The following is an 8,620-nucleotide window of genomic DNA, read 5'->3' as shown; positions in this document are numbered from 1 at the left end:
GGCTCGGACCGACAACGGTCCGAGCCACTCCCATGTGCGGCCGTGCTCGCTACGACACGGTGCCGGAGGAGTCGGTGTCGGGGCCGGCCGCGGCGACCTCCGCCTGGTAGCAGGCGGCCTCGAGTTCGGCGACCTGGTGAGCCAGGAGCAGCGCCGCCTCCCGAGTGTGCCGGTAGGCGACCGCCCGGCCCACGTCGCTGATGTGCCGCCACCCTTCTCCGTCGACCCACGCCCGCAGTCCGGAGAACGCGCCGTCGGTTACCGCCCACAGCGTGCCCAGGTCGTCCCGCCGCACCACGACTTCGCCGTAGCCGCCCGCCCTGCCCTGCGGAAGCGGCACCCGGAACTCGGTGGCGAGCGCCAGCTGCTCAACGAGCGTGAGCGCCCCGGCCGGCGCCGGACGGACCCGGACCGTGCGCCGGACGGACCCGGACCGTGCGCCGCTCGATGGAGACCGGAGTGTCCTTGCCGCCGTCGGTCAGCTCCCAGCTCCCGTCCCTCTCGGTCCACACGAGGTCGCCGGGGCCTTCGTCGTGCTCGTCCAGGACCGGGTATGCCTCGCTCACGTAGGCGTCGGCCGCGAACACCTGCGCCACGGCCAGGTCCTCGTACAGCTCGCTGCCGTCCCACGTCGGGTTGTCCTCCCAGACCGGCTCGAAGACCGCTCCCGGCTCCGGTGTGCTGCTCATTCCTGGTCCCCCTCAGCGCTCTGCAGGATCCGGCGGTCGCCGGTGTACCGGTGGATCAGCGGCAACGGGCCGCGGCTGTAGAGCATCGGCCAGTCGCCTTCCGGCTCGCCCGCCGCCCGCGCGCCGGCATGTTCCACGGCCTGGTCGAAGGCGTGGACGTAGGCACCGTGGGCAACGCGCCGCCGACGCCAGGCCCGGCCGACCGGCGTCCGGGCGTCGGCGATGTACCGGTCGATGATGGGCTGCATCAGCTTGCGGCCGGCCCGCAGGTGCGTGAGCGCGATCCGCGCGCCCTCCTGCGGGCTGTGCCCGTACGCCTTCGGCATCATGATGACGTCGAAGGCCCCGAAGGTCTCCCGGGCCACCGCCTTCCACGCCTCGCTCTCGTCCCGTTCCACTGGCGCCGCGATACGGCGCAGCCACCGGATCACGGTGTGCCTCCCTGCTCGGTTGCCGCCCGGTCCTCACGTCGGAACCGGGCCTTGTAGATGACCTCGCGCACGCCGATCCAGGCGAACAACGCGATGTTCAGGTAGACCATGACGTCCACGTACAGCGGATACCGGCCGCCCCCGAGGCCGGCCGCCGCGGCGACGGCGACCAGCGCCGCCAGGCCGGGCCGGACGACCGGCTCCCGCACGGCGCTCACCCCTCCCCGGCGTCGCTGATGTGGACCCCGCCGGTGAAACCCGCCGGGCGCGGCACGACCAGGAGGCGCAGCTGCCCGTTGTCCAACGGCGTCAGCTCCACCGCGTGCAGGTGTCCGTCCTGGGTGCCCAGGGCGTCCGTGGCGAAGGCGTCGGCGGGCAGATCGTAGGAGCCGCCCAGCTGCATCAGCAGGGCGACCAGCATCCCCAGCGTCAAGTCGTCCGGCGACGGCTGCGGAACCCCGTTCACAGCGCCGTCCCCTCACCGTCGTACAGCTCGCCGTCCGCACCCCGGCGCGGCTCGCTCTGCGCACGGTCGGCCGCCGCGCGGTTCACTTCCTGCCAGGCCCAGTACTCGGACCTGACGTACGCCCTGGTGCCCCCGGCGATGTCCCACTCCGGCGACCCGGGCCCGACCGGCCCTTCGACGTGCACCTGGCCGTGATCGAGGTCGAACTTCAGCAACTCGAAGCCCGCCCGCGCCGCCTTGGTGCTCGCGTCGTCGACGACGTTGTCGAGACGCGTGTCGAGAAGCCAGTCGGGGTACGTGCCGCGCAACCAGGACGGGTACGTACCGCAGAACCAGCCGAGCTCGATCTCCCGCGCGGCCCGGTCCAGGTACGCGGCCTTGCGCAGGAGCACTAGCCGGTGGCAGCCGCTCTCGACGTTGGGCCCCTGGCCGGTGAGCGCGGCCGTCGCGCGGTCCTTGATGCCCTCGGCGAGCAGCACCAGGGCGAGCTCCTCGTCCACCAGGCCGGGCGCGCCGGCGTAGGCGAGCGCGTAGCTGGGGGCGGCGAACTGCGGTGTCTCCCACGCCTCCCAGCTGCACCCGCACCGGTTGCAGGTGAGGGAGGAGACGTCCCGGCCGCCGTGCTCGTACGTCACGAAACTGGCGGTCAGCTCAAACCCCGAGCAATCGGGGCAGCGGATCGACGGATTGGTCAGCATCAGGTTCCTCCCCGGCCGGGGCCGGCCTTCCGGCCCCGGCTCAGTCTCCCCACCGGCACGTCCGCCGATGGGCGTCATCGTGTGATCAGGCGGTGCGGGTCATCCGCCGTCGGTGCTGTTCCTCCACCGGTGACCGTCGCCGCACATGAAGGTGTGGTTGCTGAGGAGCTGGAACGGGCCGCGGTCCTCCCACGCGTGCGTCCCCTCCACCGCCGCCTGTTCGCACCACGGGCACAGCCAGGACGTCAGCTCGTACGACCCGAGCGGGCGAGGCTCCGTCGACCGCGACGTCGGCGCAGCCATCCGGGCCTGCGCGGGCGTAGAAGCCAGGAGCGCCGTCACGTGGTCCACCGGCGCGGGCGGCCAGTACACGGTGTCCGCCGCGCCCCACCTCCTGAGCTGTCCCGCCCGGCGCGACATCCAACCGCCGCAGAGCGGAGCGCAGGTGACCCACACCCCGAGACCGAGCAGCAACGCCATCAAGGCCGCCATCCACAGCGGCAGCTCCATCACGCCGTACGCGGCCACGCCGAACACCACGGCGCACACCCACGCGATCACCACGTCCGCGTGGAACACGGCGACCGCAGCGCATAACGCGACCGACCGCTTCACGCCGATCACCTGACGATCATGTGGTCGGGGTGGCCGTTGACCATGTGGTCAACGCACGGCTTGCAGTCCTCACGAGGACCGAGCCCCTTGTGCACCGAGCGGTCGTAGGCGTGGCGCCAGCACTGTCGGCACTCGTTCCTGGGCGGATTGGCCGCACGATCCTTGGCCATGACGACTCCCTTCCATGACGGGCCGGGACGATCCCGAACCCCCTGCGGTTGAACGTGGTCACGCCGACGGGGACAGCACGCGCATCAGCTGCTGGGCGAGCGCGTCCTCGAGGCCGTATGCCTCCACCTCGTGGCCGTCGATCATCTGCGCGCAGGACGCCGCCAGGTCCGGGGCGAGCGGCTCCACCTCGAACTCGTGCCGCGCGTGAGCGATCAGCAGCTCGCGCACACCACGGCGGCCCAACTGGTCGCAGTGCACGAGCTCGTGCCCCAGCACCGTCGCGATGCCCTCCGGGCTCTTCATCGCCGGGGACCGCACGTTGAGGAACATCAGCGTTCCCCGCCGGCCCCGCGGGTTGAGGACGACGTGCCCCGCCACGCCCCGGGCGTTCTTCTTCGACAGCCGTAACCCGTCGGCCTTCTCCCGCTCCGGCAGCTCCGGCGCGAACTGGAACTCAGCCCGGCACGCCAGCTCCGCGATGCCGTCCGGCGTCGTCAGCGTGATCCGTACCGGCTCCAGCCGCCGCCCGAAGTGCTGCTCGACGACCTTCACGGCGACCGGGGCCTGGAGCCGCACGAGCTCCAGGACGTCGCGCTTGCCCCAGCCCATGCGGTGCGAGGCGACCTGGACGCTCGATCCGAACAGTCCCATCACGTTCTCCTTCGAAGTCGGTTGTGCCTGCGTCAGGTGGTGGTCGGGGTCAGGTGGTGGTCGGGGTCAGGTGGATTCCCGCGCCGCTCCCGAGCAGCAGCGTCGCGACGATGCCCAGCACGCCGCCCACAATCAGGGCGAGCGACCGGGCGACGACGGCGATGGCGCTGCCGCCGAAGACCTTCGCGAGAAGGCCGGCCACCGCCCCGTACACGAGCGAGCCGATGGTGAGCGCGTCGTGTCCGCTCTGCGCGGCGGACCAGGCGGCCCATCCGCCGACCAGGACGGCGATGACGGTGATGAAGGCGAGGGTGGCGCGTTCGATGATCACGGGAATCCCCCAACAGGAAGCCGGTGCGGAAGGTCTGAGAGATCAGCGGCGGACGTGCTTGGCCATGCGGACCACGTCGCAGTTGCAGGCGCCGCCATGGGCCAGGGCGTGCAGCTCCTGGAGCGTCCAGCCGTGGACCTTCTCCGGGGCGCCGGTCGTGCGGAAGGTGTTCGTGGTGGAGCTGCTGGCACCGCCACCGTTCGGGCCGGACGACAGGTCGAACTGCCAGCCGGAGACGTCGATGATGTCGCCGCGCGAGGTCGACCTGGTCGTGATCGTGCCGACCTGGAGCAGCCGGAGCCGAGCGGACTGCCGGGCTAGGTTCTCCGCCTGGGTGACGGCCTGCGCCGCCGCATACTCCTTGCGGCGCTCCTCCTTGAACTGGCGGTCGGCGCGCTTCTGCTCTTCCGCCATGCGCTCGCTGTGCGGGCCGCGGCACATCTCGTAGGAGTGGCCGGCCACCTGGAAGCCGGACGACCGCGCGCACCAGGAGCACGACAGCGTCGGCCGCATGATCTCCCGGAGCTTCACCCAGAGCGCACGCACGCCCATCAGGGCCATCGCACCGAGGACCATCCACCAGTACCAGGACATCGTCTTCCCCTCGTCGGATCGGAACTGCGGGCCGTACTGCCAGCGGCTCTCCGCCAACGCCCGGCCAGGCAGGCCGGGCGCTCGCGGGCAACCTCCGTCAGTCGCGGTCGCGGCGAGGGAAGGTGCGGTGGAAGCGGGCCCCGTTCCCGTCGGCCTCCATGACCTTCCGGGCGTACTCGGAGACCTCCTCGCCCCGCGCGTCGCGGCCCTTGTCGGTCAGCGCGGCGGCGAAGGTCCCGGTCCGGAAGGTCGATTGCGCCTCCCGGTCACCGGAAGCGATGGCCCGGTCCATGTCCCGGCTCATCTCGCTGTGGCCCTTGACCTCGGTGACCAGGTCCCGAATTCGGTTCAGCATGTCCTTCTCCTCTTCTCGTACGGCCGTCAACGCTTGGCAGCGGGACGGGCGGGGCGACGGTTGGAGCGGCGGGTCTTCTTGCCGAGCAGGAGCAGCGCCAGGTACTGGCAGGTGCCGTAGACGAAGCCACCGGCGACCAGGAACACCACCAGCGGCATCAGGGAGAGGCCGGCCGCCCACAGGACGAGCAGACCGATCAGCGCCGCCGCGATCAGCGAGGCACGGTCGATGAACTTGCGGACCTGACGCGGGACGGCGGCCATAGCGGGCTCCCTCATGTAATGCCGGTTGTTGTTCCTGGTGAGCGGTGCTGAGACGCTGTGCATAGTTCGTGCGGGGCTCGAAGCAGCGCCCTGCATAGGAAAAAGCATAGAGCATGCATGGACGACTGCATAGGGGTGCGCTAGTGTCGAGCCAAGACAACAAGGGAGACGACATGGTCAAGGAAGCGATCCGTGCTCTCATGCGCCCCGCGCAGCACTCGGATCTGCCTGCGCCGGCCGACAGAGTCCGCATCCGAAAGGCTGCTGGCATCAATCAGGTGGACTTCGGCAAGGCGATTGGGGTCACGCGCCTGAGCATCAGCATGTGGGAGCAGGGCAAGACCGAGCCGAGCGGTGAGAACCGGCAGAAGTACACGACCGCCTTGCGGACCATCGTTGACGGCCTGGGCATCGCGTGGTCGGCAGAGGAGGAGAGCGATGCGTGAGTCCCGTACCGCCTTATACCGGCTCTATGACGAGAGCGAGGACCTTCTCTACGTCGGGATTGCCTTCGATCCACGGCACCGATGGAAGACACACGCTCGCGAGAAGCCCTGGTGGGCGGAGGTCCACGTACGAGAGATCGAATGGTTTCCGACCCGCGTGGAAGCGGAGGAAGCCGAGGCGTCGGCGATCAAAGGTCAGCGCCCCAAGCACAACGTCATCGGCAACGTCCCGATCAGGGCGCTACCGGCACAGCGGAAAAGTCAGAGGCGTCCGGATCGTTCCGTAGAGGAGATGATCGCGGCGTTAGAGGCTCGACGGAAACCTCGGCGACCCGTGCAGTGAGAACGAGATGTAGCAGTGGGCGGCACCCAAGGTCTGGGTGCCGCCCACTGCGTTTCCCGCGGGAAACGTCAGGCGAGTTGTGTGAACCCGAGGGCGGTTGCCACCTTCTTGTAGTCCTGGGTGGGGACGCTGTTCGGGGCGAGGATCGGCACGGGGCAGTCGTCGCGGTAGATCTTCGGCATCTCGCCGGACCAGTGGACGAGCGGCAGGAGGATGTCGCCGTACGCGTCCTGGAGCTCCTTGAGGGTCTTCCTGTGTTCAGCGAGACCGAACGAGGCGGTGGGAGCAGAGCAGGCCAGCACGCGCTTCATCCGGGGCTCGATGCCCTTGATCTGGTACTTCCGGAGGTCTCGGACCTCCTGGAGCTTCTTCTCCAGGCGTACGAGGGCACCGGCCTCCTTGAAGGTGCAGAGCGCGGGCGGGATGACTTCGCCGTCGACGGACTTGTCGAGCGCGACGAACGCGGTGACAGTGCTGCGTCCGTAGGTGGCCGGGCAGTCGATGAGAACGACGTCCCACTGACCGTCCATGGAGGCCAGGCCGTCACGGAGCCAGTAGGCATCGGCGCCCTTGGAGGAGACCAGGATCTGTTCGGCATCATCGATCTCCGGGTCCTCGATGTCCCCCGGCACGATGAACAGGTTCTCGATCAGCTGGTAGGCGTCGTCAGGGTTTTCCGGGTCGATGTCGTCGACCTGGTAGCGGGCCGGGACGACGATGTCCCTCAGCTGTGCCTTCTCCTTCATGACCTGGGTGATGCCGAGCTGGCCGTCACGGAAGACGCTGTAGCCCAGGATCGAGCTGGTGTTGCACTGGGGGTCCAGGTCGATGACGAGGACCCGGTACCCGCGCTGAGCCAGGATCGCGGCAAGGCTGGTGCAGGAGCTCGTCTTGGCGGTGCCGCCGGCCTTCAGGGCGAAGACCAGGACCCGCGTCTTGTCCAGGACCCTCATCCGGGCGTCGGCTGCCGTGCTGTCTGTCATGGGAATCTCCGGAGGAACGGGAGGAGCGCCGGTCACTTCGCCTCGGTGGAGACGAGACCGAGGAGCTCCTGCTCATACTCAGTCGGCTGGTAGGCGGCCTTGCTCGTGATGAGGAACTGGAGATGTGCGCGGTCGCGGTCGTCCCACTCGCGGTCCGGCTGAGCGGCACGCACCTCGTTGGCCGCCAGGGCGATGGCGAAGGCGGCCCGGCGCATCAGGTTAGCGTTGCCGCTCGCTGCCACCTCGGTGAAGTACGCGGAAGGACGGCCGACCTTGGGGCCCTTGCCCATGTCGCGCAGCCATTCATGAGCGCGGGCGGCTGCCGGCTTCCACTCCTCCGGGTTGAGGACCGCGTTGACCAGGAGCGCGGACAGGTCACCCGCGCTGGCGTACCTCTCTTCGGTGAGCACCAGCTGGCAGGCCAGGTCTCGCTGTTCCGCTGATTCGGCCGCGGCCAGCAGCCGGTCCCGCTCGTCCGTGTCGGTCTCGGTGTCGCGGTCGGAGTTGCTGTCGGCGTCGGCCTGGTGGGGAATCTCGACGCCGGTCGGCTGGCCCGTGCCGCTGTCGCCGATGGTCGGCGCCGCCGGGGCCTCGGTCTCCTGGTCGTCCTGTTTCCCGCGGGAAACGTCACCGGCATCGCCGCTCGGTGTGGTCGTGCCATCCGTCTCATCGGTCGCGGCCGGGGTGGACTCGGACTTGTTTCCCGCGGGAAACGCCGATGCGAGCTTGAGCCGGTTCTTCGCGGCTTCCGCCGACAGGCCCTCGTCCCGCATCCAGCCGCGCGCCTTGAGCTGGAGGGCGTGGGCGGCGTCGGAGTCGTTCTGGTCCTGGTCGTCCTTGATGGTCGACAGGACGTAGGCGGCCTTCTGGGACAGGTCACCGGCGTGAACCTCGTCCTGGATCTCCTGGGGGAGATCGAGCAGGTTGAGGTACCGGGTGACCGTCCCACGGCTGCCGTAGCCGGAACGTTCGGCGATCTCGTCACCGGTCATGCCGCGCTGCCGGAGAAGGTCCAGCTGAAGAGCCTGCTCGATGGGGGACAGGTTCTCGCGGTCGTTGTTCTCGCTGATCAGGTTCTCTTCGACCCGGAGTTCCTTCGCCCAGCTGTTGCGGAGGATCGCCAGCATGGGCTTGCCCGCCTTGAGCGCGGCTGCGTGCCGGCGGTGGCCGGGACCGAGGATGTAGGTCCGCTCGGGATGCTGGACCTGGTCGGCCCACTCCGGGTACTTCTCCATGAACAGGTCGGTGTGCATGACCGCGCCCGGCGTGTGCACGCCCTGGCGGCGCACGCTCTCGACCATCTCGTCCATGTTCCGCAGCCCGAGCCGGCGGTTCATCGGGTTGGGCCCGATGTCGACCGGGTCGTGCTCGAACAGCTCGCCTTCCTCGGGATCCAGGGAGTGGATCCCGGAAGCGCCGCCCTTCTCGGCTGTATCGACGCCGGCCTTCGCACGCTCGTCACCGAGCTTTCCGCCGCCCTTGTTTCGCCTGGGCTTGCGCGGTGCCGTGGTCATGCAGTCCTCCGAGACGGTGCTGTTGTCCTGATGGACGGAACCCTAGCGGCCACTCGGGGCGCAGCAGACA

Annotated in this window: 17 protein-coding genes; 2 read left to right on the top strand and 15 right to left on the bottom strand. The window is 69.4% G+C overall.

The window, feature by feature from the left end; genetic code table 11:
- Nucleotides 1-49 precede the first annotated feature (49 nt).
- From ACFWW8_RS33875 to ACFWW8_RS33815, 13 genes are all read right to left on the bottom strand, one after another.
- Entirely contained in the window at nucleotides 50-340 is a 291-nt protein-coding gene (locus ACFWW8_RS33875) for a hypothetical protein (RefSeq protein WP_386535443.1), read from the bottom strand.
- A 28-nt stretch (nucleotides 341-368) separates the two neighbouring features.
- Nucleotides 369-689 carry a hypothetical protein gene (locus ACFWW8_RS33870; RefSeq protein WP_386535440.1) on the bottom strand — a complete coding sequence of 107 codons (321 nt, stop codon included), beginning with the start codon at nucleotides 687-689 and terminating at the stop codon, nucleotides 369-371.
- Nucleotides 686-1,120 (bottom strand): hypothetical protein, encoded by a 435-nt coding sequence (locus ACFWW8_RS33865; protein WP_386535437.1) that lies wholly within the window; start codon nucleotides 1,118-1,120, stop codon nucleotides 686-688. Before ACFWW8_RS33865 ends, ACFWW8_RS33870 begins: the two co-directional genes overlap by 4 nt.
- On the bottom strand, nucleotides 1,117-1,338 hold the full coding sequence (locus ACFWW8_RS33860) for a hypothetical protein (RefSeq protein WP_386535435.1): 222 nt from the start codon (nucleotides 1,336-1,338) through the stop codon (nucleotides 1,117-1,119). The genes ACFWW8_RS33865 and ACFWW8_RS33860 overlap by 4 nt, the downstream gene beginning before the upstream one ends.
- Entirely contained in the window at nucleotides 1,335-1,586 is a 252-nt protein-coding gene (locus tag ACFWW8_RS33855; RefSeq protein WP_383205021.1) for a pRL2-19, read from the bottom strand. Before ACFWW8_RS33855 ends, ACFWW8_RS33860 begins: the two co-directional genes overlap by 4 nt.
- Nucleotides 1,583-2,284: a hypothetical protein gene (locus tag ACFWW8_RS33850; RefSeq protein WP_386535432.1), complete on the bottom strand. Its 702-nt coding sequence runs from the start codon at nucleotides 2,282-2,284 to the stop codon at nucleotides 1,583-1,585. The genes ACFWW8_RS33855 and ACFWW8_RS33850 overlap by 4 nt, the downstream gene beginning before the upstream one ends.
- 99 nt (nucleotides 2,285-2,383) lie before the next feature.
- Nucleotides 2,384-2,908 (bottom strand): hypothetical protein, encoded by a 525-nt coding sequence (locus ACFWW8_RS33845; RefSeq protein WP_386535429.1) that lies wholly within the window; start codon nucleotides 2,906-2,908, stop codon nucleotides 2,384-2,386.
- Nucleotides 2,905-3,069 carry a pRL2-8 gene (locus tag ACFWW8_RS33840; protein WP_383205016.1) on the bottom strand — a complete coding sequence of 55 codons (165 nt, stop codon included), beginning with the start codon at nucleotides 3,067-3,069 and terminating at the stop codon, nucleotides 2,905-2,907. Before ACFWW8_RS33840 ends, ACFWW8_RS33845 begins: the two co-directional genes overlap by 4 nt.
- 58 nt (nucleotides 3,070-3,127) lie before the next feature.
- On the bottom strand, nucleotides 3,128-3,721 hold the full coding sequence (locus tag ACFWW8_RS33835) for a hypothetical protein (protein ID WP_383205014.1): 594 nt from the start codon (nucleotides 3,719-3,721) through the stop codon (nucleotides 3,128-3,130).
- 49 nt (nucleotides 3,722-3,770) lie between these two features.
- Nucleotides 3,771-4,052 (bottom strand): hypothetical protein, encoded by a 282-nt coding sequence (locus ACFWW8_RS33830; protein ID WP_383205012.1) that lies wholly within the window; start codon nucleotides 4,050-4,052, stop codon nucleotides 3,771-3,773.
- A gap of 42 nt (nucleotides 4,053-4,094) precedes the next feature.
- Nucleotides 4,095-4,646 (bottom strand): hypothetical protein, encoded by a 552-nt coding sequence (locus ACFWW8_RS33825; protein ID WP_386535424.1) that lies wholly within the window; start codon nucleotides 4,644-4,646, stop codon nucleotides 4,095-4,097.
- 97 nt (nucleotides 4,647-4,743) lie between these two features.
- Entirely contained in the window at nucleotides 4,744-5,001 is a 258-nt protein-coding gene (locus ACFWW8_RS33820; protein WP_386535421.1) for a hypothetical protein, read from the bottom strand.
- Between the two features lie 26 nt (nucleotides 5,002-5,027).
- Nucleotides 5,028-5,264 carry a hypothetical protein gene (locus ACFWW8_RS33815; protein ID WP_386535419.1) on the bottom strand — a complete coding sequence of 79 codons (237 nt, stop codon included), beginning with the start codon at nucleotides 5,262-5,264 and terminating at the stop codon, nucleotides 5,028-5,030.
- Between the two features lie 173 nt (nucleotides 5,265-5,437).
- Between ACFWW8_RS33815 and ACFWW8_RS33810 the strand changes: the two genes are divergently transcribed.
- Both ACFWW8_RS33810 and ACFWW8_RS33805 read left to right on the top strand, forming a co-directional pair.
- Nucleotides 5,438-5,710, top strand: a complete 273-nt coding sequence (locus ACFWW8_RS33810) for a helix-turn-helix transcriptional regulator (protein WP_386535416.1) — start codon at nucleotides 5,438-5,440, stop codon at nucleotides 5,708-5,710.
- Entirely contained in the window at nucleotides 5,703-6,053 is a 351-nt protein-coding gene (locus ACFWW8_RS33805) for a GIY-YIG nuclease family protein (RefSeq protein ID WP_386535414.1), read from the top strand. The genes ACFWW8_RS33810 and ACFWW8_RS33805 overlap by 8 nt, the downstream gene beginning before the upstream one ends.
- Before the next feature lie 68 nt (nucleotides 6,054-6,121).
- Here ACFWW8_RS33805 and ACFWW8_RS33800 read toward each other — a convergent pair whose 3' ends face one another.
- Nucleotides 6,122-7,036, bottom strand: a complete 915-nt coding sequence (locus ACFWW8_RS33800; protein WP_386535411.1) for a ParA family protein — start codon at nucleotides 7,034-7,036, stop codon at nucleotides 6,122-6,124.
- Between the two features lie 32 nt (nucleotides 7,037-7,068).
- The gene (locus ACFWW8_RS33795) at nucleotides 7,069-8,550 is read right to left on the bottom strand and encodes a ParB/RepB/Spo0J family partition protein (protein WP_386535408.1); all 1,482 of its coding nucleotides are present in this window, start codon (nucleotides 8,548-8,550) and stop codon (nucleotides 7,069-7,071) included.
- Nucleotides 8,551-8,620 lie beyond the last annotated feature (70 nt).

It is taken from the genome of Streptomyces sp. NPDC058701, assembly GCF_042715295.1.
Classification (GTDB): domain Bacteria; phylum Actinomycetota; class Actinomycetes; order Streptomycetales; family Streptomycetaceae; genus Streptomyces.
Note: the sequence above shows the minus strand (reverse complement) of the source record. Positions and strands in the feature narration are given on the sequence as shown.

Bases quoted from the DNA above. Each gene is read 5' to 3' on its own strand.
- ACFWW8_RS33870 (WP_386535440.1), bottom strand. From the start codon at position 689: ATGAGCAGCACACCGGAGCCGGGAGCGGTCTTCGAGCCGGTCTGGGAG.
- ACFWW8_RS33850 (WP_386535432.1), bottom strand. From the start codon at position 2,284: ATGCTGACCAATCCGTCGATCCGCTGCCCCGATTGCTCGGGGTTTGAG.
- ACFWW8_RS33840 (WP_383205016.1), bottom strand. From the start codon at position 3,069: ATGGCCAAGGATCGTGCGGCCAATCCGCCCAGGAACGAGTGCCGACAG.
- ACFWW8_RS33835 (WP_383205014.1), bottom strand. From the start codon at position 3,721: ATGGGACTGTTCGGATCGAGCGTCCAGGTCGCCTCGCACCGCATGGGC.
- ACFWW8_RS33825 (WP_386535424.1), bottom strand. From the start codon at position 4,646: ATGTCCTGGTACTGGTGGATGGTCCTCGGTGCGATGGCCCTGATGGGC.
- ACFWW8_RS33820 (WP_386535421.1), bottom strand. From the start codon at position 5,001: ATGCTGAACCGAATTCGGGACCTGGTCACCGAGGTCAAGGGCCACAGC.
- ACFWW8_RS33815 (WP_386535419.1), bottom strand. From the start codon at position 5,264: ATGGCCGCCGTCCCGCGTCAGGTCCGCAAGTTCATCGACCGTGCCTCG.
- ACFWW8_RS33810 (WP_386535416.1), top strand. From the start codon at position 5,438: ATGGTCAAGGAAGCGATCCGTGCTCTCATGCGCCCCGCGCAGCACTCG.
- ACFWW8_RS33805 (WP_386535414.1), top strand. From the start codon at position 5,703: ATGCGTGAGTCCCGTACCGCCTTATACCGGCTCTATGACGAGAGCGAG.
- ACFWW8_RS33800 (WP_386535411.1), bottom strand. From the start codon at position 7,036: ATGACAGACAGCACGGCAGCCGACGCCCGGATGAGGGTCCTGGACAAG.
- ACFWW8_RS33795 (WP_386535408.1), bottom strand. From the start codon at position 8,550: ATGACCACGGCACCGCGCAAGCCCAGGCGAAACAAGGGCGGCGGAAAG.